Source organism: Methylocystis rosea SV97 (genome assembly GCF_000372845.1).
GTDB classification, from domain to species: domain Bacteria; phylum Pseudomonadota; class Alphaproteobacteria; order Rhizobiales; family Beijerinckiaceae; genus Methylocystis; species Methylocystis rosea.
Genome location: NZ_KB889963.1, coordinates 3,004,741 through 3,030,184, shown reverse-complemented (window position 1 = coordinate 3,030,184; position 25,444 = coordinate 3,004,741). Strand labels below are relative to the sequence as shown.

General features: G+C 64.3%; 23 protein-coding genes and 1 other RNA gene. 21 read left to right on the top strand and 3 right to left on the bottom strand.

Annotation, left to right across the window (positions count from 1 at the left end; genetic code table 11):
- Positions 1-9 precede the first annotated feature (9 nt).
- Together A3OO_RS0116025 and smbP are read right to left on the bottom strand one after the other, a co-directional pair.
- Positions 10-1,266 carry an NAD(P)/FAD-dependent oxidoreductase gene (locus A3OO_RS0116025; protein ID WP_018408857.1) on the bottom strand — a complete coding sequence of 419 codons (1,257 nt, stop codon included), beginning with the start codon at positions 1,264-1,266 and terminating at the stop codon, positions 10-12.
- Between the two features lie 217 nt (positions 1,267-1,483).
- The gene (gene smbP, locus A3OO_RS0116020; RefSeq protein WP_018408856.1) at positions 1,484-1,846 is read right to left on the bottom strand and encodes a small metal-binding protein SmbP; all 363 of its coding nucleotides are present in this window, start codon (positions 1,844-1,846) and stop codon (positions 1,484-1,486) included.
- Between the two features lie 166 nt (positions 1,847-2,012).
- Between smbP and rnpB the strand changes: the two genes are divergently transcribed.
- From rnpB to A3OO_RS0115910, 21 genes are all read left to right on the top strand, one after another.
- Positions 2,013-2,393, top strand: an RNA gene (gene rnpB, locus A3OO_RS22715) — RNase P RNA component class A.
- Between the two features lie 339 nt (positions 2,394-2,732).
- Complete coding sequence (rsmH, locus tag A3OO_RS0116010; protein WP_156824843.1) at positions 2,733-3,737, top strand: 16S rRNA (cytosine(1402)-N(4))-methyltransferase RsmH; 1,005 nt, start codon at positions 2,733-2,735, stop codon at positions 3,735-3,737.
- Positions 3,737-4,150 carry a cell division protein FtsL gene (gene ftsL, locus A3OO_RS0116005; protein WP_018408853.1) on the top strand — a complete coding sequence of 138 codons (414 nt, stop codon included), beginning with the start codon at positions 3,737-3,739 and terminating at the stop codon, positions 4,148-4,150. Before rsmH ends, ftsL begins: the two co-directional genes overlap by 1 nt.
- Entirely contained in the window at positions 4,147-5,922 is a 1,776-nt protein-coding gene (locus A3OO_RS0116000) for a peptidoglycan D,D-transpeptidase FtsI family protein (RefSeq protein ID WP_018408852.1), read from the top strand. Before ftsL ends, A3OO_RS0116000 begins: the two co-directional genes overlap by 4 nt.
- Entirely contained in the window at positions 5,922-7,373 is a 1,452-nt protein-coding gene (locus tag A3OO_RS0115995) for a UDP-N-acetylmuramoyl-L-alanyl-D-glutamate--2,6-diaminopimelate ligase (RefSeq protein ID WP_018408851.1), read from the top strand. Before A3OO_RS0116000 ends, A3OO_RS0115995 begins: the two co-directional genes overlap by 1 nt.
- On the top strand, positions 7,370-8,788 hold the full coding sequence (locus A3OO_RS0115990) for a UDP-N-acetylmuramoylalanyl-D-glutamyl-2,6-diaminopimelate--D-alanyl-D-alanine ligase (protein ID WP_018408850.1): 1,419 nt from the start codon (positions 7,370-7,372) through the stop codon (positions 8,786-8,788). The genes A3OO_RS0115995 and A3OO_RS0115990 overlap by 4 nt, the downstream gene beginning before the upstream one ends.
- A gap of 9 nt (positions 8,789-8,797) precedes the next feature.
- On the top strand, positions 8,798-9,880 hold the full coding sequence (gene mraY / locus A3OO_RS0115985; protein WP_018408849.1) for a phospho-N-acetylmuramoyl-pentapeptide-transferase: 1,083 nt from the start codon (positions 8,798-8,800) through the stop codon (positions 9,878-9,880).
- Positions 9,881-9,882: 2 nt separating this feature from the next.
- Positions 9,883-11,310 (top strand): UDP-N-acetylmuramoyl-L-alanine--D-glutamate ligase, encoded by a 1,428-nt coding sequence (gene murD / locus A3OO_RS0115980; RefSeq protein WP_026223055.1) that lies wholly within the window; start codon positions 9,883-9,885, stop codon positions 11,308-11,310.
- The gene (locus tag A3OO_RS0115975) at positions 11,307-12,461 is read left to right on the top strand and encodes an FtsW/RodA/SpoVE family cell cycle protein (protein ID WP_018408847.1); all 1,155 of its coding nucleotides are present in this window, start codon (positions 11,307-11,309) and stop codon (positions 12,459-12,461) included. The genes murD and A3OO_RS0115975 overlap by 4 nt, the downstream gene beginning before the upstream one ends.
- Before the next feature lie 12 nt (positions 12,462-12,473).
- Complete coding sequence (gene murG / locus A3OO_RS0115970; protein WP_018408846.1) at positions 12,474-13,583, top strand: undecaprenyldiphospho-muramoylpentapeptide beta-N-acetylglucosaminyltransferase; 1,110 nt, start codon at positions 12,474-12,476, stop codon at positions 13,581-13,583.
- Positions 13,584-13,585: 2 nt separating this feature from the next.
- The gene (murC, locus tag A3OO_RS0115965; protein WP_018408845.1) at positions 13,586-14,992 is read left to right on the top strand and encodes a UDP-N-acetylmuramate--L-alanine ligase; all 1,407 of its coding nucleotides are present in this window, start codon (positions 13,586-13,588) and stop codon (positions 14,990-14,992) included.
- A gap of 411 nt (positions 14,993-15,403) precedes the next feature.
- A complete protein-coding gene (locus tag A3OO_RS0115960; protein WP_026223054.1) occupies positions 15,404-15,628 on the top strand; it encodes a hypothetical protein in 225 nt (74 codons plus the stop codon).
- On the top strand, positions 15,628-15,906 hold the full coding sequence (locus A3OO_RS0115955; RefSeq protein WP_018408843.1) for a type II toxin-antitoxin system RelE/ParE family toxin: 279 nt from the start codon (positions 15,628-15,630) through the stop codon (positions 15,904-15,906). Before A3OO_RS0115960 ends, A3OO_RS0115955 begins: the two co-directional genes overlap by 1 nt.
- Positions 15,907-16,108: 202 nt before the next feature.
- Positions 16,109-17,029: a UDP-N-acetylmuramate dehydrogenase gene (gene murB, locus A3OO_RS0115945; RefSeq protein ID WP_018408842.1), complete on the top strand. Its 921-nt coding sequence runs from the start codon at positions 16,109-16,111 to the stop codon at positions 17,027-17,029.
- 5 nt (positions 17,030-17,034) lie between these two features.
- Complete coding sequence (locus A3OO_RS0115940) at positions 17,035-17,313, top strand: hypothetical protein (RefSeq protein ID WP_018408841.1); 279 nt, start codon at positions 17,035-17,037, stop codon at positions 17,311-17,313.
- 25 nt (positions 17,314-17,338) lie between these two features.
- Complete coding sequence (locus A3OO_RS0115935) at positions 17,339-18,262, top strand: D-alanine--D-alanine ligase (protein ID WP_018408840.1); 924 nt, start codon at positions 17,339-17,341, stop codon at positions 18,260-18,262.
- A 62-nt stretch (positions 18,263-18,324) separates the two neighbouring features.
- Complete coding sequence (locus A3OO_RS0115930; RefSeq protein ID WP_018408839.1) at positions 18,325-19,245, top strand: cell division protein FtsQ/DivIB; 921 nt, start codon at positions 18,325-18,327, stop codon at positions 19,243-19,245.
- Positions 19,246-19,276: 31 nt separating this feature from the next.
- Entirely contained in the window at positions 19,277-20,560 is a 1,284-nt protein-coding gene (gene ftsA, locus A3OO_RS0115925; RefSeq protein WP_018408838.1) for a cell division protein FtsA, read from the top strand.
- A gap of 147 nt (positions 20,561-20,707) precedes the next feature.
- Positions 20,708-22,342 (top strand): cell division protein FtsZ, encoded by a 1,635-nt coding sequence (ftsZ, locus tag A3OO_RS0115920; protein WP_018408837.1) that lies wholly within the window; start codon positions 20,708-20,710, stop codon positions 22,340-22,342.
- A 176-nt stretch (positions 22,343-22,518) separates the two neighbouring features.
- Entirely contained in the window at positions 22,519-23,448 is a 930-nt protein-coding gene (gene lpxC, locus A3OO_RS0115915; RefSeq protein ID WP_018408836.1) for a UDP-3-O-acyl-N-acetylglucosamine deacetylase, read from the top strand.
- A 169-nt stretch (positions 23,449-23,617) separates the two neighbouring features.
- Positions 23,618-24,517: an outer membrane protein assembly factor BamD gene (locus A3OO_RS0115910; RefSeq protein WP_018408835.1), complete on the top strand. Its 900-nt coding sequence runs from the start codon at positions 23,618-23,620 to the stop codon at positions 24,515-24,517.
- Here A3OO_RS0115910 and A3OO_RS21790 read toward each other — a convergent pair.
- Positions 24,461-25,396 carry an alpha/beta hydrolase gene (locus tag A3OO_RS21790; protein WP_051080415.1) on the bottom strand — a complete coding sequence of 312 codons (936 nt, stop codon included), beginning with the start codon at positions 25,394-25,396 and terminating at the stop codon, positions 24,461-24,463. The two genes, A3OO_RS0115910 and A3OO_RS21790, sit on opposite strands and share 57 nt — an antisense overlap.
- Positions 25,397-25,444 lie beyond the last annotated feature (48 nt).

Here is a 25,444-nt window from a genome sequence, read left to right as displayed (position 1 = left end):
GGCGCTGGCTTAGCGCGTAATCAGTCGCGAGCCTCGATTGCCTGTCAGATAAGTCGCGATCCAGCTGATCGCGACCAAGATGCGGCTTCGCAAATTCACCAGAAAATAAATGTGCACCACGCTCCAGAAGAGCCAACCCGGAAAGCCGGTCAATTCCAGTCGGCCGAGTTTGACGATCGCCGAGTTGCGGCCGATGGTCGCTAGATTGCCGTAGTCCCGATAGCGGAAGGGTTTGCGCGGAGAGCGCCCTTTCAGACGGAGTCGGATCGCGCGTCCAGCGTATTTGCCCATTTGCTTGGCGGAAGCGGCGAGCGCCGGAACGGGCGCGCCATCTGGTCCGGTCAGGAGAGCGAGATCTCCAATGACGTAGACATCGGGAAGGCCGGGAACCGTCAGATCTTCGCCCACCGGAATGCGTCCCGTGCGATCGCCTTCGACGCCCAGCCAGTTCGCCGCGGGCGACGCCCGCACGCCAGCCGCCCAGAGAATCACGCCGGCGGGAATCTCCTTTTCTCCAGCGACAATTCTGTCCTCGAAGATCTGGTCGACGGGCGTATCCGTCAGCACTTTCACGCCCTTTGCTTCGAGCGAATTGCGCGCGTAGTGCGAAAGCCGTTCAGGAAAGCTTGCAAGAATGCGGGGCCCGGCCTCGAGCAAAATGATGCGCGCCTTCCGTGGATCGACGCGGCGAAACTCCGGCGGAAGCGTTCGCCGGGCGAGTTCGGAAATCGCGCCGGCGAGTTCGACTCCCGTCGGGCCGCCCCCGACAATGATGATGGTGATCAGTCTCTCGCGCTCGACGGGATCGACGCTGACCTCTGCGCGTTCGAATGCGAGAAGCAGCCGGCGGCGGATGAGCGTCGCGTCTGAGATGGATTTCAGCCCCGGAGCCAAGCTCGCCCAGTTGTGACCGAAGTAGGAGTGGGTGGCCCCTGTCGCGACGACGAGGAAGTCATAGCCGATCTCGCATTTGTCGGTCTTGACGACTTTGCGGGCGACGTCGACGCTCTCAACCGTGAGCATCAGGACGGTCACATCCTTCTGGCGCCGCACGATGTGGCGTATCGGCCAGGCGACATCGGGCGAAGCAAGCGCCGCCGTCGCGACCTGATAGAGCAGGGGCTGAAAGCAATGATGATTGTTGCTGTCGAGGATGAAGATGCGCGCTCCGGCGCCATCAAGCGCCTGCGCAGCCGCAATACCGGCGAAGCCGCCGCCGATAATGACGACGCGAGGTTGGCGTTCGGCGGCGCTGCTGTGCTGCATGAAGAACCATCCCTTGCAGGCGAAGGCGTCAATTGGGCAGCCCGCCCATCGCGACTCAAGATTTAAGCCGTCAAAGGCGCCAAGGTTCCAGCCTCGCCGACGACGCCGTCTCGCCGACATCCGAGGCAATCAGCAAACTCAGACAGTGCAGGGCAGAAGCGTACGCTTCAGCTTGGGAGAGCCGCGACGCGCAGCATGCGCATCGCGGCCCATCGCATTATTGATTTGCCGCCTTCAAATGAATGAGCGCGGTTTCGGCATGACGGACGCCCTTGTCAATCCGGCTGGCGTGGTGGGTGCGCTTGGCCGTCTTGAGCGCCTGACTGAGATGCTTCATCGCCGTCTTGATGTGGCCCTTGGGATCTTCCCCGCTGGCCGCCTTGGCGTGATCCCAGGCGTTATGCGCATGCTCGGCGAAGGAAGAGGCATTATGCTGCTTGCCTTCCTTGATCGCCTCATTGGTTTCCTCGATCGCCTGAGTCAGATGCTCGCTATCGCTTCGCGCCAACGCCATATGCGGCGTCACGAGAAAAGCGGTCGCGACGGCTAAAGCGGCGAAAATCGAACGACGTGACAGCATTAATATTCTCCCTTATCGAATTTCTCTTTGGTCTCGGCTCGCCGCCCATCAGCCTTAGCCAAGGCGAAGAACCAATTAAGAGATGGCGACTATTGCTTAGCTATCCAAGGCGACGTTTTGACGCCGTTGTTGCATTCCGTCGCGAGGGCGCCTATGCCTCAAGAGGCCAGTCGGCTGGACGGCCGCTGCCGAAAGGCAGAGGAAAGTCCGGGCTCCACGGAGACACGGCGCCGGATAAGGTCCGGCGGGGGCGACCCCAGGGATAGCGCCACAGAAAGCAAACCGCCGCGCAAGCGGTAAGGGTGAAAGGGTGCGGTAAGAGCGCACCGCCCGGACGGCGACGTTCGGGGCACGGCAAGCCCCGCCGGGAGCAAGACCGAATAGGGGCGACCGAAGGCCTTAAGCGCGAGCTTTTTGCCTTCAACCCGTCTCCGGGACTGTCGCCCGGGTTGGTTGCTAGAGGCGGGCGGCAACGTCCGTCCCAGAGGAATGGTCGTCACGTTCTGCAAAGAACGTACAGAACCCGGCTTACAGGCCGACTGGCGTTTAAATCAGAGGTATCTCGTAGAGGAGATAGCGGTCGAGATAGCTTTCGCGAAAAAGCGGCGTCGGCCGGATCAGGCGCTTTGCGTCATTCTTTTTGCGCGGCCTTGAGGCCGCCAAATTCGCACCACCGTAAACGCTCCCTTAACGATAAAAAAGCCTAATAAGGCCGGTTGCCGATCGGCGCGTGGCGACCAGCCTGCTTCCGACGCCTCGCGGTACCATGTCGATCAAAACCGCCCAGCCGCAATTGAGTCGTCTCGACGAGCCAGCGCTCATCGGGCGCAGAGGATCGCGCCGCCGACCCTCTCGCGTCGCGCGCCGCCTGGTGAGGAGCATGATAATGACGTCCGCTGGGACGCATATTCCGGTGCTGCGCGATGAGGCGATCGCCGGCCTCGGCATCCATCGCGGGGGCCGCTATATCGACGCCACCTTCGGCGCCGGCGGCTATACGCGCGCCATAATGGCGCAGCCGGAAACGCGCGTGCTCGCCTTCGACCGAGATCAGACGGCGGTGAAGGCCGGTCAGACGCTTGTCGACGAGATGAGCGGACGGTTGACGCTTATTGAAGCGCGCTTTTCTCAGCTCGAGGACATCGCGCAAGCGCAAGGCTTCGCCCCGCTCGACGGCGTCGTCTTCGATATTGGCGTCTCGTCGATGCAGTTCGACCAATCCGCGCGCGGGTTTTCCTTTCGCGCCGAAGGTCCGCTCGACATGCGCATGGAGGAGCGTGGGCGCAGCGCCGCCGACATCGTCAATGAAGCGGATGCGGAGACGCTCGCCGACATCCTGTATTTCTACGGCGAGGAGCGCGCCGCGCGGCGTATCGCGCGCGCCATCGTCCACGACCGTGAGATTGCGCCTTTCACAACGACAAGAGCGCTGGCCGAAATGATCGCGCGCGTCGCTCCCAACCGCGCCAGCGACATTCACCCGGCGACCAAAAGCTTTCAGGCGCTGCGCATCGCCGTCAACGACGAGCTTCAGGAATTGCTGAAGGGACTGCTTAGCGCGGAACGGCTTCTCGCCGAAGGCGGTCGTCTTGTCGTCGTGACGTTCCACTCGCTTGAGGATCGCATCGTCAAGCAGTTTCTCTCCGAGCGCTGTGGTCGCGGCGAAACCGGTTCCCGCCGTCTGCCGGGCGAACCCGCGCCGCCGCCGCCAAGCTTCGTTTGCGAAGGCCGCCAACCGGTGACGCCTGCGCCCGCCGAGACGGCGGCCAATCCGCGCGCGCGTTCGGCCAAACTGCGCTACGCGACGCGCACGGCGGCGGCGTCGTATCCGCTCGACGAAAGGCTCGCGCGTCTCGCTCGCCTGCCCGATCGCGACAAGGGAAAAGCCTAATGCTGCGGCTCCTCAATATCGTTGCGGTTCTCGTGCTCGTCGGTTCGGCGGTTTACGCCTATTCGATCAAATATCAGACGAGCTATCGCGCCGAGCAGATCGCAAAGACCAAGATCGAGATCAGGCAGGAGCGCGACGCGATTGCGGTGCTGCGCGCGGAATGGGCTTATATGACGCGGCCTGAGCGCATTCAGCAGCTCGCCGACGCTTATCTGCCCGGCATGAAACAGCTTGAAGCGACGCAGATCGTCGCCGCGCAATCGCTTCCCGAGAGATCGCCGCGCGTCGACTCCATCGGCAATAAGCTTGACGCGCTCGGCTTGAGCATGCCCGCGACGCCGCCCGTCCCCGGCAGCGCGCCGACGACCACGCCCAAAGCGCAGGGACAAAGCCAACAGCGACGCAAGCCATGACGCAGACAATGCTCGACACGCAACATTCGCCGCCGCCGAAAGGCAAGATACGCGCGATGCTGCGCGCGCTGTTTTCGACGAGTCTCGCGCTGAGCGCGTCGCGCATGCGGCTCGCGGCGCTGGCCTTTCTCGCGCTCTACGCGGTGATTTCGATCAAGCTCGTCTATCTCGCATTTAAGCCGGAGGCGGCGACGTCGCGGCGCGCCGCGGCGGAGGCGGTCGCGGCGTCCCGTCCGGACATTATCGATCGCAACGGCGAGGCGCTCGCAAGCGACGTCAAGGTGATGTCGGTGTTCGCCGAGCCGCGCCGCATCATCGACAAGGACGAAGCGACCGAGCTCTTGACCGCGGTTTTGCCTGGCCTCGACGCCCGCGATTTGCGCGAGCGGCTCGGCTCCAAGAAAGGCTTCGTTTGGGTGAAGCGCGAGGTGACGACGCATCAGCGCGACGAAGTCTTCCATCTCGGACTGCCGGGCGTCGGACTGATCGCCGAAAATAAGCGCGTTTATCCCAACGGACCGATCGGCGCGCATGTGCTCGGCTTCGCCAATGTGGACAATCAGGGCATCGCCGGCATCGAGAAATACATCGACGGGCAGGGCCTCGCCGATTTGCACGGCGCCGGCTTCGGCGTGACGCCAGAGGAACTCAAGCCCGTGTCGCTTTCGCTCGACATTCGGGTCACGCATGCGTTGCGCGACGAACTCGAAAAGGGCGTAACCCACTTTAAGGCGAAGGCAGGCGCCGCGGCGATCTTGGACGTCAACACCGGAGAGGTCATCGCGCTCGCATCGCTTCCCGACTACGATCCGAACAAGCCGACGGAAGCGCTCGATCCTGTCCAAATCAACCGCATGAGCGTCGGCGTTTATGAGATGGGCTCGACCTTCAAGGCGCTGACCATCGCGATGGCGCTCGACTCCGGCAAGGTCAATCTGAATTCACGGCTCGACGCGCGCGGCGTGCTTTCTTTCGGGCGCTTCAAGATCCATGACTATCACGCGCAAAATCGCGCGCTCACTCTGCCGGAGGTCTTCACCTATTCCTCCAATGTCGGCACCGCGCGCATGGCGATGGGGCAGGGCGTGGAGCGGCACAAGGCGTTTTTGCGCAAGATGGGGCAGCTTACGCGCATGCGCACTGAACTGCCGGAAAGCGCCGAACCCATCGTGCCGAAAAATTGGGGCGAGTTGAACACCATGACCATCGCTTTCGGTCATGGCCTTGCGGTGGCGCCGCTCCAGGCGATGATGGCCGTCGGCGCGCTGATGAATGGCGGCTACCTGATTACGCCGACCTTCATCAAGCGCAGTGAGGAGGAAGCGAAGGCGGGCGCCGAACGCGTCGTGAAGCCGGAAACGAGCGAGGCGATGCGCTATCTCATGCGTCTCAACGCCGAAATCGGCACGGCGCGGAAGGTGAACGTCCCTGGCTATTTCGTCGGCGGCAAAACCGGCACCGCGGAAAAGGTCGTTAACGGCCATTATTCGAAGAACCGGCTGTTTAACACTTTCATGGCCGTCGCGCCGTCCGACAAGCCAAAATATCTGTTCTTGACCATCATGGACGAACCGCAGGGCTTGCCGGAAACCGGCGGCTATGCGACGGCGGCCTATAACGCGGGACATGTCACGGGCGAGATCATCGAGCGCGTCGGTCCGATTCTCGGCCTTGCGCCGCGTTTCGAGCCGCCGCACCAGCCTTTCCCGCTCCTCGCCAAATTGGGTTATGGCTATGCCAATGTTCCGGCCCGCGGCGGCGGAGGACATTGATGCTGCTTTCGGAACTGCTTGCGACGCCAGACCTTGAGCCCGCCTTGCGCGGGCTCAGGATCGCCGGCCTGACGGCTGACAGTCGAATGACGCGCGACGGCTTCGTTTTTTTTGCCATCCCGGGCCACGCCGGGGACGGCATGTCCTATGTCGCCGACGCGACGTCGCGCGGCGCCTGCGTCGTCGTCGCGCAGCGGAGAGCTGACAGCCCGCTGCCGCTTGTCGTCGTCGATGACGTTCGGCGCGCCCTGGCCCTTGCCGCGGCGCGCTTCTTTTCTCGGCAGCCGTCGATGATCGCGGCGGTTACGGGAACGAGCGGCAAGACGTCGGTGGTGGCCTTCTTGCGCCAGATCTGGGCTGCCCTTGGACATGAGGCGGCGTCGCTCGGCACCGTTGGAATCGTCGATTCTCGCGGCGCGCATTATGGAGCGCTGACGACGCCCGGACCCGTCGAATTGCACAGAACGCTGGACGAACTGGCTGGACGCGGCGTGACGCATCTCGCCATGGAGGCGTCGTCGCTGGGGATCGATCAGCGGCGGCTCGACGGCATGCGCGTCGACGTCGCGGGCTTCACCAATTTCTCACGCGACCATCTCGACCATCACGCCGACATGGAGGAGTATTTCGCGGCGAAGATGCGGCTCTTCGACACGCTGCTGCACCCCGGCCAGACGGCGGTGATCGACGCCGACAGCGACGTTGCGTCCCGCGTCATCGAAATCTGCCGCGCGAGGAGCCTCACGATTTTGAGCGTCGGTTCGAAGGGAGAGACGATAAAGCTCCTTTCGGCGACGCCGTCCGCCTTAGCGACGTCGCTGCGGCTCCGCCATAAGGGCGCCGAATATGAAGTCAATCTGCCGCTTGCCGGCGCCTTCCAGGTCTCGAACGCGCTCGTCGCCGCGGGGTTGGCCATCGCAAGCGGCGATGACCCGGGGCAGGTCTTTGCGGCGCTCGACGCGCTCAAGGGCGCGCCGGGGCGGCTCGAACTCGTCGGTCAGCGTAACGGCGCGCCGATTTTCGTAGATTACGCGCATAAGCCCGACGCGCTGGAGAAAGTGCTCGCCACTTTACGGCCGCTGACAAAAAAACGCCTGATTGTCGTCTTCGGGTGCGGCGGCGATCGTGATCGTGGCAAGCGCCCGCTGATGGGGGACATCGTCGCCCGCTCGGCGGATGTCGCCATCGTCACGGACGACAATCCGCGCAGCGAGGACGCCGCCGCCATTCGCGCAGAAATTCTCGAAGGAACCCGTAGCGGCGCGGCGCACATCATCGAGATCGGAGACCGGCGCGCGGCGATCGCCAACGCCGTCGCGGGGCTTGAAGCGGGCGATGCGCTCGTCGTGGCTGGAAAGGGCCATGAAACCGGGCAGATCGTCGGCGACCGCGTTTTGCCTTTCTCCGATCATGAGGCGATTGCGCAGGCGCTCAAGGAGAATCATCCATGACCAAGAGGCCGTTATGGTCGGGATTGGCGCTGGTCGGCGCGCTGCGCGCGCGTGCGAGCGGCGGCCTTGCGCGCGAAGCCGCCGGCGTTTCCATCGATACCCGCACCCTTCAGCCCGGCGATCTGTTTATCGCCATTAAGGGCGAGACGCGCGATGGTCACGACTTCGTGCGGATGGCGTTTGAGAAAGGCGCGGCGGCCGCGGTCATCGACGAAGCGCATGCGACTGAGCTTTCCGGCGCCGGGCCGCTTTTCGTCGTCAGAGACGTGCAACAATCGCTCGAGTCGCTGGGTGCGCGGGCGCGCGAGCGAAGCGCCGCCTTTATCGCCGCCGTCACCGGCTCCGTCGGCAAGACCTCGACGAAAGACATGATCCGGCTGATGCTGTCGCGTTTCGGCGAAACGCATGCCTCGGCGGCGTCTTACAACAATCATTGGGGCGTGCCGTTGACGCTTGCGCGCATGCCGGTGGAGTCGCGCTTTGGCGTGTTCGAACTCGGCATGAATCACGCGGGCGAGATCGCCGCGCTCGTCGCTCAGGTGCGCCCCCACGTCGCCGTCGTGACTCGCATCGCGCCGGTTCATCTCGAATATTTCGGATCAATCGAGAAGATTGCGGACGCAAAGGCCGAAATCTTTTCCGCGCTCGATGGCGGCGTCGCGATCATCAACCGCGACGATGGATTTTACGAGCGCCTCGCCGCGGCGGCCGCCCCGACCGCCAGCCATGTCTTTGGTTTCGGCGAGACGGAAGGCGCGCATGCGCGGCTCCTGTCTTACGAGCCGGCCGGCGAAGGCGCGCTGGTCGAGGCGGAAATTCTCGAGCGGCGACTGCGCTTTCGCATCGGCGCCCCCGGCAAGCATATCGCCATGAACGCGCTCGCGGCGCTGCTCGTGGGCGTCGTTTTCGACGTGGATCTGGAGGAAGCTGCGGCGGCCTTCAGCGAATTCACGCCGCCCTCCGGACGTGGTCAGCGCGAGAAAATCGTGACGCCAGACGGCGCGTTTACGCTTATCGACGAAAGCTACAACGCCAACCCGACCTCCATGCGGGCGGCGTTGCAGCTGCTCGGCGGCGCGGCCACAGGACCTGGAGGCCGACGCATCGCCGTGTTCGGCGACATGCTGGAGCTCGGGCCGCAGGCGGCCGAACTGCACGCGGAGCTCGCTCAGGACCTCATTGGCGCGAACGTCGATCTGCTATTCACCTCGGGGCCATTGATGTCACGCTTGAGTTACGCTGTGCCTGATTCGATGCGCGCCGCGCATCGGGCGACGCCGCTGGAGCTGGAAGAGGCCGTTCTCGCAGCGGTTCGTCCCGGCGATGTGGTGATGGTGAAAGGCTCCAACGGTTCGCGGATGGCGCGGATTGTCTCGGCCTTGAAAAGCGCATTCGCCGCCGAGATGGCGAGCTGAGGAGAGACGATGCTGACGCTGCTTGCGGACTTATCTTATCTTTACAGTCCGCTAAACGTCTTCCGTTACATCACTTTTCGCGCCGCTATGGGGGCGGCGACGGCGCTGTTCTTCGTCTTCTTCTTCGGACCGGGCGTGATCGCCGCGTTGCGCATCAAGCAGGGCAAGGGCCAGCCGATCCGCGAGGACGGACCGGCGTCGCATCTCGTGACCAAAAAAGGCACGCCGACGATGGGCGGCCTGATGATCCTCTCGGGACTCGTCGCGGCGACGCTGCTCTGGGCGAATTTGCGCAACGCCTATGTGTGGATCGTGCTCTTCGTCACCGTCAGCTTTGGCCTCATCGGCTTTTATGACGACTATCTCAAGGTGACCAAGCAGTCGCACGCCGGCTTCTCGGGCAAGATGCGATTGGCGCTTGAGTTTATGATTGCCGGCCTGGCCTGCTACGCGCTGATGGAGACCGGCGGCGATAACATGACGAAGCTCGCCATCCCCATGGTGCGGGGCTATGTCGCGACGCTGGGTCCGCTCTTCATCCTTTTTGGCGCCTTCGTCATGGTCGCCGCAGGCAATTGCGTCAATCTCACCGATGGTCTCGACGGCCTCGCCATCGTGCCGTCGATGATCGCCGCCGGGGCCTTCGCGATTTTCGCCTATCTCGTCGGCAATTCGATCTTTTCGAATTATCTCGGCGTCAATTACGTGGCCGGCGTTGGCGAATTGACGATCGTCTGCTCGGCCTTCATCGGCGCCGGGCTCGGCTTTCTGTGGTTCAACGCGCCGCCGGCGCAAATTTTTATGGGCGACACCGGGTCTCTGGCGCTGGGCGGGCTCGTCGGCTCCGTGGCGGTGGCGGTGAAGCAGGAGTTCGTGCTCGTCATCGTCGGCGGCCTTTTTGTTATCGAAGGCGCGTCAGTCATCATCCAGGTGGTCTATTACAAGCTGACCGGCAAGCGCATCTTCCTGATGGCGCCGATCCATCACCATTTTGAACAGAAGGGGTGGAAGGAGCCGCAGATCGTCATCCGCTTCTGGATCATCGCCTTCGTCCTGGCCCTGATGGGCCTCTCGACCTTGAAGCTGAGGTGACGATGACGCCGGTCGAGACGTTCAAAGGCAAGCGCGTCGCGCTTTTCGGCCTCGGCGGTTCGGGCCTGTCAACGGCCCGCGCCCTGATCGCCGGCGGCGCGCAGGTCGCTGCCTGGGATGACGGCGAGGCTGGCCGCCTCAAGGCGGTCGCGCAAGGCATTGCGCTCGAGGATCTCGCGGCGGCGGATTGGAGCGGCTTCGATGCGCTCGTTCTCTCTCCCGGCGTGCCGCTGACCCATCCCGAGCCGCATTGGACGGTGCAGGCGGCGACGGCCGCCGGAGTCGAGATCATCGGCGACGTCGAACTGTTCTGCCGCGAACGCGAAGCGCGCGCCGGGGGATCGCCCTTCATCGCCATCACCGGCACGAACGGCAAATCGACGACCACGGCGCTGATCGCGCATATCTTGCGCGAGGCCGGCCGCGACGTTCAGCTCGGCGGCAACATCGGCGTGCCGATTCTCGACCTCGAGCCGCCGTCCGACGAGCGCATTCACGTTATCGAATGCTCGTCGTTCCAGATTGATCTCGCGCCCTCGCTGGCGCCGACGATCGGCGTGCTGATCAACATCACGCCGGACCATATCGATCGTCACGGGACAATCGAAAATTACGCAGCGATCAAGGAGCGGCTCGTCGCTGCGGCGGAAGTGGCTCTGGTCGGCGTCGACGACGCCTATTGCCATGCGATCGGCGCGCGCCTCGTCGAAGCCGAGTCCCCCGAGCGGCGCGTCGTGCCGGTCTCCGGGAAGCGCGCGCTCGACTGGGGGTTCTATGTCGAGGATCGAAGCGTCTATTTCCGCGAGCAGGGACATCCGCCCGAGGAGGCCGAGCTGATCGGTTCGCTCGAAGGCGCGCGCGCGCTTCGCGGCGCCCATAATGCGCAGAACGCCGCCTTCGCCGCCGCCGCCGCGTGGGAGTGCGGATTGGACGACGATGAGATCCTGCGCGGCCTGTTGAGCTTCCCCGGCCTGCCGCATCGGATGGAGGAAGTTCGGCGCATCGAGCGCACGATCTTTGTCAATGATTCCAAGGCGACCAACGCCGACGCGGCCGAAAAGGCTTTGGTGAGCTTTACCGATATCTACTGGATTCTCGGCGGCCGATCGAAAGAGGGCGGCGTCGAAGCGCTGCGTCCGCATTTCTCGCGCATCCGCAAAGCCTATCTGATCGGCGAGGCCGCCGACGATTTTGCGCGCACGCTGGAAGGCGCGCTGCCGTTCGAACATTGCGGAACGCTTGACGTCGCGACGACGCGCGCGGCGCTCGACGCGCTTGCCGAAGGCGCGCCGGAGCCGGTCGTGCTGCTGTCGCCGGCCTGCGCCTCCTATGACCAGTTCGCCAATTTCGAGGCGCGGGGCAATGCGTTTCGCGGCGTCGTTGAAGGGCTTCCCGCCGTGATCGCGGCGCGAAAAGGAGATGCGACATGATCTCGCGCGCGGAACGAACGCTATTCTCCGACTGGGCGTGGACAGTGGATCGCTGGCTGCTCGCGAGCCTCGCGCTGCTGATCGTCGCCGGCCTCGTCTTCGCCATGGCCGGCAGCCCGCCCGTCGCGGAGCGGCTGCATCTGCCGACCTTCCACTTCGTCAACCGGCAAGTGCTGTATCTTCTGCCGGCGCTCGTCTTGATGATTGCGACGTCCTTTCTTTCGCCGCGTCACGTGCGCCGACTGGCGCTCGTGATCTTCATCGTCTCTCTTGCGCTCGTCTTCGCCACCATCTTCTACGGTCAGGAAGTGAAGGGCGCGAAGCGATGGATCTTCGGCGTTCAGCCCTCTGAATTTTTGAAGCCCGCCTTCGTCGTGCTCGTCGCCTGGGCCTTCTCCGAAGGGGCGCGTCGCAAGGACGTTCCAGGCAATCTGATCGCGCTTCTGCTCCTGCCGGTCGCGATCGTGCCGCTGATGATGCAGCCGGACTACGGCCAGACGATGCTGATTTCGATTGTCTGGGCGGCGCTGTTTTTCATGGCTGGCTTGCACTGGATCTGGGTTGTCGGATTGGGCGGGCTTGGCGGCGTCTCGGCGCTGCTCGCCTATAAGTTCGTGCCGCATGTTCATGCGCGCGTCGATTCTTTCTTGGAGCCGCCGCCGCCGGTCGCGGGCGTGCCCGCGAATTTCCAGTCGGAGACGGCGCTGGAGAGCTTCATCGCCGGATCCTGGTTCGGCAAGGGGCCAGGCGAAGGGGTTATCAAGCGCATCCTGCCCGACTCCCACACGGATTTCATCTTCGCGGTCATCGGCGAGGAATTCGGCGTTCTTGTCTGCATCGCGCTTGCTGCGCTCTTCGCCTTCGTCGTGGTGCGGGGGTTGTTCTCGGCAGCCCACAACAGCGATCCCTTCTGTCGTTTTGCGACTGCGGGACTCGTGATGCTGTTTGGCCTGCAGAGCTGCATCAATATGGCGGTGAACGTGCATCTCATGCCCGCCAAGGGCATGACGCTGCCCTTCGTCTCCTATGGCGGCTCTTCGCTGATCTCACTGTCGCTCGGCATGGGTTTCCTGCTCGCCGTCACGCGTAAGCGGCCGCGGTCCCGTGTGCTGAGTGAGCTCGCCGCGACGGGCGCGCCCGCCGCCGCGTGATAAAAGCCTAGGATGATCGATTCGCCAATTCTCCTCGCCGCCGGCGGCACCGGCGGCCATCTTTTTCCGGCCGAGGCGCTTGCGCATGCGCTCGCCGCCCGCGGGCTGGCGGTGGAGCTCATCACCGAGGAGCGCGCCCTGCGCTACGGCGGCGCCTTTCCGGCGCGAGCCATGCATGTGATCCCTGCCGGCACGCCGCGGGGCGGCTCGCTGCTGGCCAAGGCTCAGGCGGTTGCGCGTCTCGCCCTCGGCACGGCGCAGGCGGCCGCGCTGCTGCGCCATGTCAAACCGGCCGCGGTGATCGGTTTCGGCGGCTACCCGACCGTCCCGCCCTTGCTTGCGGCGTCCTATCTCGGCGTGCCGAGCGCTTTGCACGAAGCGAATGGCGTCATGGGCAAGGCCAATCGCTTCCTCGCCGGCCGCGTCGACAGGATCGCCGCCGGTCTGCCGACTCTGGCCGTGCCCGCAGCCCTGCAAAGCAAGGTCATCGTCACCGGCAATCCGGTACGTCCCAATGTGCTCGAAGCCGCCAAGTCGCCCTATCCTTCGTTCGACGATGGAATGTTCCGGCTGCTCGTCGCCGGCGGCTCTCAGGGCGCCCGCGTCATGGCGGACATCGTGCCGGCCGCCGTCGCGGCGCTGCCCGACGCGCTGCGCGCGAAAATCTCCGTCATTCAACAGGCGCGTCCTGAAGATATCGCGCGGGTCGAGGCGATCTACGCCGGCGCTGGGGTCGGCGCCGAGATTGCGCCCTTTTTCGCTGATTTCCCCGCGCGGCTCGCGGCGGCGCATTTCGTCATCACCCGCGCCGGCGCGTCGACGGTCTCGGAGCTTGCGGTGATCGGGCGTCCGGCGATGCTGGTGCCGCTGCCGCATGCGCTCGACCAGGACCAGGCGGCGAACGCCGCTTTTCTCGAAGCGGCGGGCGGCGCCGAAACCGTGCGCCAGAGCGACTTCACGCCGAAATTTTTGACGCGGCGGCTTTGTGACCTCATCAATGCGCCGGCGCAGCTTTCCGCGCGCGCCGAAGCCGCAAAGAGCGTCGGCGTCGCCGACGCCGCCGATCGTCTCGCCGATCTGATCATCGACGTGGCGCGGATAGGCGCTACGAAACGGAGCTAGGAATGAAACTGCCGAAAGAGTTGGGCCCGATTCACTTCGTCGGCATCGGCGGCATCGGCATGTCTGGAATCGCCGAAGTGCTGCTCAATCTCGGCTACAAGGTGCAGGGATCTGACGCGGCCGAGAACGCCAACGTCAAGCGTCTCGTCGAAAAGGGCGCGACGATCAGCATCGGACATGACGCGAAAAACCTCGGCGAAGCTGCAGTGGTCGTCGTCTCGACCGCAATCAAGCGCGACAATCCCGAACTTGTCTTGGCGCGTGAAAAACGTCTGCCGGTCGTGCGTCGCGCCGAAATGCTGGCCGAGCTGATGCGCCTCAAGCAATGCGTCGCCATCGCCGGCACGCATGGCAAGACGACGACGACCTCGCTCGTTGCGACGCTGCTCGACGCCGGCGGCCTCGATCCGACCGTTATCAACGGCGGCATCATCAACGCCTATGGCACGAATGCGCGTCTTGGCGCCGGCGACTGGATGGTGGTGGAGGCCGACGAAAGCGACGGCACGTTTCTCAAACTGCCGGCGGACGTCGCCATCGTCACCAATATCGATCCCGAACATCTCGACCATTTCCATACATTCGACGCCATCAAGGAAGCCTTCCGCAACTTCGTCGAGAATATTCCCTTCTACGGCTTCGCGGTGATGTGCCTCGATCATCCGACCGTGCAGGAGCTCGTCGGCCGCATCGAGGACCGCCGCGTCATCACCTATGGCGAAAATCCGCAGGCCGACGTGCGTCTGCTCGACGTCGATCTCGAGGGCGGCGTGTCGAAGTTCAACGTGCTGCTGCGCGACCGCAAGACGTCGCAGGCGATCTATCTCGAAAATCTCGTCCTGCCGATGCCGGGCCATCACAATGCGTTGAACGCGACGGCGGCGATCGCCGTCGCCAATCAGCTCGGCCTTTCACCCGAACAAATCCGCAAGGCTCTTGCCGGCTTTGGCGGCGTGAAGCGGCGCTTCACCAAGACCGGCGAATGGAACGGCGTGCAGATTTTCGACGACTATGGCCATCACCCGGTCGAAATCGCCGCCGTGCTGCGCGCGGCGCGCGCCTCCACCAAGGGCAAGGTCGTCGCGCTGATGCAGCCGCATCGCTATTCGCGGCTGCAGTCGCTTTTTGATGCTTTCGCCACCTGTTTCAACGACGCCGATGTGGTCATCATCGCCGACGTCTATCCGGCGGGCGAACAGCCGATCGCGGGCGCGGATCGCGACGCGCTCGTGTCCGCCATCAAGGCGCACGGCCATCGCCGCGCGATGGGGCTGCCCTCTCCCGAAGTGCTGGCGGCGATGGTTCGCGAGATCGTCGCGCCTGGCGATTATGTCGTGTGTCTTGGCGCCGGCAATATCACGCAATGGGCCTATGCGCTGCCGGAGCAGCTCGCGGCGGGGCAGGGGTGATGGCGTTGGTTTCGCCCCCTCACTGTCCTTCCCCAGCTAACGCGGGAGAGGGGACCCTAACGAGCGGCGTTCGCGTGGCTTGGACGAAACGCATGGCTCGCTCCCTCTCCCGCGAAGCGGGGTAGGGTTGGGGTGGGGGCCTCTCGTGACCTTCCCTGACATTTCAAAACTGGATTTTCCTGGTACGACGTAGAGAGCACGAAAACCCATTACCGTTTATGAGTGTCGATCCATTTCTTGATTGACATCAGCCAATTCACGCAACATTCGCGCGTCAAATCCGTCACAGGGCGCGATCAAAACTTCGCTTCGCCATCGCCGTCGCGCCGCCGGAGCGGCTTTCGGCAGGGGCTTTCGAAGTCCCCTCATGCCGCTTATACTTATGAACTGCGCAAAGCAGGGAGACACCTCATGACGCGCTTGCTTGACGAGGCCGTGGCGAAGGCGCGACGCCTGCCGGACGCGGCGCAGGACGAGATCGCCCAAGTGCTCCTGCTGCTTGCGGGAGACGAGGCAGCCCCCATCCAACTGACCCCCGAGGAGGAGCGCGATCTTGCCGAGGCCTTGGCCGAGGCCGAGCGCGGCGAGTTCGCTTCGGATGAGTCCATACGCGCGCTTTGGGCGAAATATGCGTGATGCGGCTCCGCTATGCCAAGCGGGCCGCGGCGCAAATCGACGCGGCGCTTGCTTACGTCGCGGCGCGTTCGCCGCAGGGAGCGCGGCGCCTTCGCGCCCGCATCGAAACGATAACAGAGCTTTTGCAGGGACATCCGCTTGCGGGGCGCGATACAAGTAATCCGCTTGTGCGGCGCATCGTCGTGACCCCTTACCCCTATCTCATAGATTATCGCCTGACTGCCAGCGAAGTTATCATCCTGCGCTTTCGTCATGCGGCCCGGGCGCCCGTAAGCTGACGATATTGAACGCGAAGTCCCCTCGCCCCTTTCGGCCCGCTTATGCGTGAGATTTTCCGCTCGCATTCAACGGACTTGGCATGATTTTTAAGGTTTTCACATCTAGGAACGCGCAGGCGACGATTCTGTCCTTCCTCAAAGGACGCGCGCGAGAGGGCGCCAAATGGCCGCGGCGCGATCTCAACCAAGCTGCTGGGCGCACATGACCTTCCCCGATATCTCCGCTGATATAACGGCCGCGATGCCGCAATTGCGCGGGCGCATCACGGCGCATGAGCCGCTCGCGCCTTACACCTGGTTTCGCGTCGGCGGGCCGGCGCAGATCCTGTTCATGCCGGCCGACGAAGCCGATCTCGCCTATTTCCTCGCGCGATTGCCGCGAGAGATTCCCGTAACCGTCGTCGGCCTTGGCTCCAATCTGATCGTGCGCGACGGCGGCGTCGAAGGCGTGGTCATACGGCTTTCGGCCAAGGGCTTTGGCGAGATCGTCGTCGAGGACGGCTGCAGGCTGCGCGTCGGCGCCGCGGTTCCCGACGTGAAGGCCGCGCGCGCGGCGGCGGAAGCGGGCGTTGACGGACTCGCCTTCTATCGCGGCATTCCCGGCGCGATCGGCGGCGCGTTGCGCATGAACGCCGGCGCGCATGGCGGTGAGACCAAGGACGCGCTGATTGAAGCGCGCGGCGTCGACCGCGCCGGCGACGTCCGCGTCTTTGGCGTCGCCGACATGGGCTACGCCTATCGCCATTGTTCCGCTCCCGACGATGTGATCTTCACGCAGGCGCTTTACCAGGGACGGCCCGGCGATCCGGCGACGATCATCGCCGAGATGGATCGCATTACCGCGGCGCGGGAGGCCTCGCAGCCGATCAAGGAAAAGACCGGCGGCTCGACTTTCAAGAATCCTGATGGCGAAAAGGCGTGGCGGTTGATTGACGCCGCCGGCTGTCGCGGACTCGTCGTCGGCGATGCGCAGGTCAGCGAGATGCACTGCAATTTTCTCATCAATCGCGGCCGCGCGAGCGCCGCCGACATCGAGGCGCTTGGCGAAGAGGTGCGCCGGCGCGTGCGCGAGACGAGCGGCGTCGAACTCCATTGGGAAATCAAGCGTATAGGCGTCGCTTGAGATGAATGGCGCGAGAAGATTGCGTCGTCGCTGCTGAGATCTTAGCGTGGACGCTTGAGGAGATTCCCGCCGTGCCGCCTCGAATAAAATCGCACCGTTTCTCGGACGCCGCTGAAACGGCGGCGACGTCGAAAAGCGGCGACGAGCAGGGACCGAAGAAGAGTCCTTCGGTCGAAGATCGAGTTTCGCGAGCGTCAGGCGCGTTAAGCGACCCGCTCTGTCCTTTCGCCACATTCACCGAATGGGCTTCGGAAGCCGACGAAGCCGCCTATTCGGATCTTTAGTTGGCATTTTTCAAGTCGAGAGCACATGACCAAGCACGTCGCCGTTCTGATGGGCGGACTCTCCGCCGAACGCGAAATTTCCTTGCGCTCGGGCGAAGCCTGCGCGAAAGCCCTCGAAGAGCAGGGATTTCAAGTGTCCCGCGTCGATGCGGGGCATGACGTCGCAAACATTCTTGCAGCGCTCAAACCCGATGTCGCCTTCAACGCGCTCCATGGCAAGTTTGGCGAGGACGGCTGCATTCAGGGCGCGCTGGAGCTTCTGCGCATCCCCTATACGCACTCGGGCGTGCTCGCCTCTTCGGTGGCGATGAAAAAGGATATCGCGAAGACGGTGATGGCGGCCGCCGGCGTTCCGACGCCAAAAGGGCGCGTTCTGCACAGGCTGGACGCCGCCAAAGCGCACGCGCTGCCCCTTCCCTATGTCCTGAAGCCCGTCTCCGAAGGCTCCTCCTTCGGCGTCTTCATCGTCAGCGAGGGCCAAGAGCATCCCCCGCAGGAATTATGGCGCGAGGATTGGACTCATGGCGACATGATGCTCGCGGAGCAGTTCATCGCCGGGCGCGAACTCACATGCGCTGTCATGAACGACAAGGCGCTCGATGTGATCGAAATCCTCGCTGCTGACGGCGGCTGGTACGATTATCACGCGAAATACGCCAAGGGCGGCTCGAAACACGTCCTTCCGGCAAATCTTAAACAGAATATTTACCAAGAGGTCCAACATTTGGCCCTTGAGGCTCACCGAGCTCTCGGCTGTCGCGGCGTAAGCCGCGCGGACTTCCGATACGACGACCGCCCCGGAGGTACGGGCGAGCTCGTCGTATTGGAAGTGAACACGCAGCCGGGAATGACGGAGACCTCGCTCGTGCCAGAAATGGCGGCATACGCAGGTTTTTCATTCGGCGAGTTGGTCAGATGGATGGTGGAAGACGCATCCTGCGATCGTTGAGAGAGTCGTTTTCGGCTCGGCACTCGCTCGTCCCCATCGTTCCCGGAGAAGTCCCATACGCCTTGGCGGCGGCCGCCGTTGCGACCGCCCCGCCGCCGGCAGCCGTTCCCGCCGCCGCGGCGGTCGCTCCGCGCGCGACGGCGCGAAGAACCCGTGGCGAACGTCTCCTTTCGCGCCTCGCCTTGCTGGGCCGTCCCGGCGTCGGCGCTCTGGCGACGCTAGCGCTCTTCGCCGCCGTCGGCGCGGCGGGCTTCGTCGAGAACGGCGGCTACGCCGCGCTCGTCGCAAGTGAGGGCGAACTATATGATATAGCGGCGCGCGCCGCCGGGTTTCCGATTTCCGCCGTCACCATCACCGGGCAGTCGCGGTTGACCGAACGCGAACTTCTCGAGGCCGCAGGCGTCGGGCCGCGAAACTCCTTGCCCTTTCTCGATGCGACGGCGGTGCGCGACCGGCTGATGCAGGTCCCCCTCGTCAAATCCGCGCGGGTGATGAAGCTGTACCCCGATCGCCTGGTCGTCGCGATCGAAGAGCGGCAGCCAAGCGCCTTGTGGCAGCGCGACGGACGCGTCGCCGTCATTTCCGAAGACGGCGTGCCGATCGATGAGTTGCGCGACCAGCGCTATCTCGGTCTTCCGTTCGTCGTCGGCGAGGGCGCGCAGAAGCGGCTGCTCGAATTTCTCATGCTGATGACGAAGGCCGGCGACCTTGCGCATCGCATCAAGGCGGGCGTGCTCGTCGCGGGACGCCGCTGGAACTTCGAGGTGACGAATGGCGTCACGGTGAAACTGCCGGAGATCGATCCATCCGGCGCGCTGGAGACGCTCGCGCGGCTGCAGCGAGAGGCGCGGATCCTCGACAAGGACGTCATGTTCATCGACTTGCGCATTCCCGACCGCATCAGCGTCAGGCTGACGGAAGAGGCCGCTGAGGCGCGCGAAGCGCAGCTTGCGCCGCGCAAGTCGACCAAGAGTGGTGGTTAGCTGCATGATTTCCCCTGGTGTCCCACCGCGCATGAAGCCGCTCTCACCGCGTCGCTCCGCGACGTTCGCGGCGCTTGACGTCGGCACGTCGAAGATCGCCTGCCTGATCGCGCGGCTGACCCCGCTTGGCGCGGTCGCGCCCGGCGATTGGCGCACGCATCGCGTTCGCGTCGTTGGCATTGGCCATCAGCGCTCTCTGGGCGTGAAGAACGGCCTCGTGGTCGACATGGACGCCGCCGACGCCGCGATCCGGCAAACCGTGGACGCCGCCGAGCGCATGGCGGGCATGCAGGTCGAGCGCGTCATCGTCACGGCGTCGGGCGGCCGACTGTCCTCGCAGCATTTTCAGGCGAAACGCGTCATTGGCGGCCGTGAAGTCGCCGAACACGATATTCATCGGGTGCTCGAGGCTTCGGCCGCGCATCATCTCGCTCGCGGCCGCGTCGCCGTGCACTCGCTGCCTACAGGCTTTTCGCTCGACGGCGTGTCCGGCATCCGAGAGCCTAAAGACATGATCGGCGAAGAGCTCGCGGTCGATCTCCACGTCGCGACCTGCGATCAGGCCGCCGCCCGCAATCTTCTCGTCGCCGTCGAGCGCAGCCATCTCAGCGTCGAAGCCATGGCCGCCGCGCCTTACGTCGCCGGACTCTCCACGCTCGAGCCGGACGAGGCCGAGATGGGCGTCGTGGTCATCGACATGGGCGCCGGATCAACATCCGTAGCCGTCTTCGCCAGAGGCGAGATGATTCACCTTGACGCCGTCACGCTTGGCGGCGCCCACGTCACGATGGACATCGCGCGCGGACTCGATGCGCGGCTCTCCGACGCGGAGCGGCTGAAGACCTTTCACGGCTCGGCGATCGCTTCGACATCAGACGAGCGCGAAACCATTTCCTTCGATCACGTCGGTGAGAGCGATCACAAGGCGCATGCGCCTAAATCGCATCTCGTGCGCATCATCCGCCCGCGAATAGAGGAAACGCTGGAATTCCTGCGCGATCGCTTGGCGAAGGCTGGCCATCCGAGCGGTCCTGGCCGTCGTATCGTGCTGACGGGTGGCGCCAGCCAGCTCACAGGCGTCGCCGAGGCGGCGCGCCGCATTCTCGGCGGACAGGTTCGGGTCGGACGTCCGATCGGCGTCGAGGGCTTGCCGGATTCCTCCAAGAGCCCCGCCTTCGCGGCCGCGGCCGGGCTGCTCGTTTATCCGCAAGTCGCCGCGCACGAATATTTCGAGCCGCGCCGGATCGAGCGCGCGGCGACGGGAACTGACGGATACATCTCGCGCGTAGGGAGATGGTTAAGAGAAAGCTTCTAGTATCGCGTGAAAGTGATTCTTTCGACCCGGCGCGCGCTTCGACGCGCCGGGGATGATTGCCAAGGACGACGCGTTCGGCGACCGGGCGTCCAAGGGCGAAGGACAACGGGCGCCGAGTTGTGAACGCATTGGTGAGAGGCCTGGCAGATGACGATCAACCTTAAAGCTCCCGAACTCAGGGAATTGAAGCCCCGCATCATGGTTTGCGGCGTCGGCGGCGGCGGCTGCAACGCCGTCAATAATATGATCACCTCTGGTCTGTCGGGCGTCGATTTCCTTGTCGCCAATACTGACGCCCAGGCGCTTGCCTCGTCGCAGGCCGAGCGGATCATCCAAATGGGCCTGCAGGTGACGGAAGGACTGGGCGCCGGCGCTCAGCCAGAAGTCGGCCGCGCCGCCGCGGAAGAAGCGCGCGAAGAAATTCGCGAGCATCTCTCCGGCGCGCATATGTGCTTCGTCACCGCCGGCATGGGCGGCGGCACCGGCACGGGCGCCGCGCCGGTAATCGCGCAGATCGCGCGCGAAATGGGCATTCTCACCGTCGGCGTCGTCACCAAGCCGTTCCATTTTGAAGGTCAGCGTCGTCTGCGCATCGCCGAATCGGGCATCTCCGAACTGCAAAAATGCGTCGATACGCTGATCGTCATCCCGAATCAGAATCTCTTCCGCATCGCCACGGAGAAGACGACCTTCGCCGACGCCTTCGCCATGGCTGACCAGGTTCTCTATTCGGGAGTCGCGTCGGTTACGGATTTGATGGTCAAGGAAGGCCTCATCAATCTCGATTTTGCTGACGTCCGCTCGATCATGCGCGGCATGGGCAAGGCGATGATGGGCACCGGCGAAGCCACGGGCGAAAATCGCGCCAATCTTGCCGCGGAAGCCGCGATCGCCAATCCGCTGCTTGATGAAGTGTCGATGAAGGGCGCGCGCGGCCTGCTGATCTCGATCACCGGCGGCCACGATCTGACCCTCTACGAAGTCGACGAAGCGGCGAGCCGCATTCGTCAGGAGGTCGACGAAGACGCCAACATCATTCTGGGCGCGACATTCGACTCGTCGCTTGAGGGCGTGGTGCGCGTCTCCGTCGTCGCGACGGGCATCGACCTGACCGCCATCACGGCCGATGATCCGACGAGCGAATCGCGTCTCGCCGAGGCCGCCGAGCGCCTGCGCGCCCAATTGCAGCAGGCGCGCGCCCAACAGGCGCCGGCCGTCGAGGCCGCGCCGGTTCTGCGTCATCGCGAAGAGCCGCAGGCCCATGCCGGCTATTATTCTGAGCAGGCGCCGGCGCATGGCGTCTACCTCGAGCCGGCGGCGCCTCGTCTCGCCTACGGCGAGCCGAGGTACGAAGCCGAGCGCCATGAAGCGCCGGCCGTCGCCTATGTCCCCCCGGCGCCCGAGCAGCCGCGTGCGCCGCGCATGCCTCAGATCGAGGATTTTCCCCAGCCTATCCAGGAACAGCTGCGTCAGCAGATGGGCGCTGGCGATCCTCGACGCAAATCGATCTTCGAGCGCCTCGCCTCCTTCGGGGCGAGCCGTCAGGAAGATTCGATGCATGGCGGACCCGCGGCGCCGGCCCCGCGCCCGCAAATGGCTCCCACAGGCCAGCCTTCGGCGACGCACGCCGAATATGGCAAGCGACCGGCCGCGCCGGCGCCGGTCGGCGCCGGCGGACATGCTGCGCTCGATTCGCACGGTCGTCGCGCCCTGCAGCCGCGCCCGTCCGAGGAGGATCATCTGGAGATCCCGGCCTTCCTGCGTCGCCAGGCCAACCACTGAAACATTCTCGACAATCGGCAAAAGGCCCGCCTCGCGCGGGCCTTTTCATTTTGGCCGCCGCTTTTGTAACAAACTGTAAGAAAGCGTGACTGGAGCGTCGGCGCCCGGATTTGCTATCGTTCGTCCGGGCTTTAGGGGAGGGTTGCGCCATTCGTTCGGATTCACGCCGACCTGCGTTGCGCGCGCGCCGCGCTGCGCGTCCCGGGAGCGCGGCCGCGCCAGCGGTTCAGCAGACGCTCGCACGAAGCTTCACGTTAACCGGCCAGGGCGTGCATGGCGGTCGTCGCGCCAGCATGACGCTCGCGCCGGCCGGCGCTGACGTTGGGATCGTTTTCAGCGTCGCCGGAGCCGATATCGAAGCGCATTGGTCGCGCGTCGATGCATCGACATTGCGCACACAACTCGCCGGCGACGGCGCGAGCGTGTCCACGGTCGAGCATGTGATGGCCGCGCTTGCGGCGCTTCGCATCGACAATGCGCTGGTTTTGCTGGAAGGCGACGAGGTTCCAGCGATGGACGGCTCGGCCCGCGACTTCGTCTCGGCGATCGACGAGGCCGGCGTCGTGGCGCTTACTGCGCCTCGGCGCGTGTTGCGCGTCGTCACTCCGGCGCGCGTATCCGACGGGGCCGGCTGGGCGGAGCTGCGGCCGGCGGAATTCGGCCTTCATCTGGATGTGGAAATCGCCTTTCCCCGTCCAGTCGGCCGCCAACGCCTGGCGCTTGATCTGACGCCTGAGACGTTCCGGCGCGAACTGGCCGGCGCTCGCAGCTTCGGATTCCTGCGCGATGCCGAAAGGCTTTGGCGTGAAGGTCTGGCGCTTGGCGCCAATCTCGACAATACGCTCGTCTTTGACGCGGGCGCCGCGATCAATTCGCAGAGGGAGCGATTCGCCGACGAATGCGTGCGCCACAAGATGCTCGACGTCGTCGGCGATCTGGCGCTGGCCGGGGCGCCGATCATAGGCGCCTTCCGCTCCTATCGCGGCGGCCATAGCCTCAATCTCGCGCTTCTTGAAGCTGCGGCGCGCGCGGGCGCCCTGGCGCTCGAACTCGACAGCGGGCATAACGAAGGCGTGAGTGCGACAGGCCGAAGCCTATCGCCATAATCTCGCCAGATGAACGTTCTTCTTTCAGCCGACCGCAAAGTCGGGATGGGTGCGCCGCCGCGCGCCGTAAGGCAGGGCAGGGGGCGTCCTGCGACGCCATTTTGGCTGATTGAGCTTAGAGGGCGCCGGGACCGCGCGAGCGTCGCGCAGCGCCGCAATGGGGCAACATATGTCGGTTTTCGCTCGTTCAATCAAAGTGTTAGCTTTGGCGTCGGCCTTGTTGATCGGCGCCGCGCCGGCGCGCGCCGACCTCATGGACTCGATCACCAGCGGTTTCGGTCTCTTCGGCAGCGGCGGGACGAAATATCAGACGGAAGTCACGCCCGACATCCCGGCCGAGGATCTCTATAACGCCGGTCTGGCGCGGCTCAAGGCCAAGGACTACGAGGGCGCAGCCAAGAAATTTGGCGAATTGGAAAAGCAATATCCGTCATCGGACTGGTCCCGAAAAGGCTTGCTGATGACCACCTTCGCTCAATACGAGCACCCCAAATATGACGACGCCGTGCAATCGGCGATGCGCTATATCGGGCTTTATCCGAACTCCGCCGATACGCCCTATGTCTACTATCTCGCGGGCATGTCCTTCTATAATCAGGTGCCGGACGTCATGCGCGATCAGCAGTCGGCGGAGAAGGCGCTCGAGGTTTTCACCCAGCTCGTACAGAAATTTCCGAAGTCGGAATATGTGAACGACGCCAAATACAAAATGCAGGTGACGCGAGACCAGCTCGCCGCCAAGGAGATGAACGTCGGGCGCTTCTATCTGCTTCGCAAGAACTATCCCGCCGCGATCAACCGTTTCCATGACGTCCTCGGCAAATATCAGATGACGCGTCATACCGAAGAGGCGCTCTATCGTCTCACCGAAGCCTATCTCGCGATGGGCGTCACCAATGAAGCGCAGACCGCCGCCGCCATCCTGGGACATAATTACCCGGATTCGCAGTGGTATAAGGACGCCCACGCGCTGCTGAAAAGCGACGGTCTCGAGCCGCACGAATACACAGATTCATGGCTCTCGAAGATCGGAAAGTCGCTCCACGCGAATCTGGCCGTCCTCCAATAATCGCGCCTGGATGAATGCGCCGGCATGCGCGAGCGCGCGCCGGCCGTCCTCAAGCCTTGCATTCCATAAGTGCCACGCGTGGATCATGCGCGGCCAGATCTCCAGCGTGACCGAGACGTTGGCGGCGCCGGCCGCCGCGGCGAGTCGCGTCGAATCGGCGAGCAGCGTTTCGTTTGAGCCCACCTGAATCATGAGGGGCGGCAAGCCGCTCAGATCGCCAAACAGCGGCGAGACTCGGGGGTCACGGCGATCGACTCCCGCTGGGACATAGGCCTGCGCGAGTTCCTCGAGATAGGCCATATGCAGCAGCGGGTCGGCGTCGTCCTTCGTGATCAGCGTTTCGCCGGAGAGGGTGAGATCGGTCCAAGGCGAAACGAGCCAGGCGCAGGCAGGGAGCGCCTCCTTGAGGTCGCGCAGCCGCATCAGCAAGGCAAGCGTCAGGCCGCCGCCGGCGCTGTCGCCGCCGACCGCGATCTGGCGTGCGGCAAACCCCTGTTGCCGAAGAAATCGCCAGGCCGCGAGCGCATCCTCATAGGCGGCGGGAAACGGATGCTCGGGCGCGAGTCTGAATTCGACGGCGAGCGCGCGGGCGCCCGCGGCGCGTCCGGCTTCAGTGGCCATGCGGCGGTGGCTGACGATCGAGCCGGAGCAATAGCCGCCGCCATGGAAGAACAGCAGCGCGCGCGCCGGGTCGCTCGTTGGCGCGCAAGACCATTCGGCGGCCATGCCCTCGATTGACGCCGGCTCCAATGCGATATCCGGCGCGCTCGGCCAAGCGGCGCCGACTTCCTCGATGCGGGCGCGCCGCGCCGGCCAGCCGACGGGTCGCGGTTTTGCGCTCAGCAGCGCGCGAATGTCGTCGATGCCAAGATCAGCCATAAAATCTCCGTTTGGAAAAGGGCGCTGGCGACTATAATCGAGGGCCGT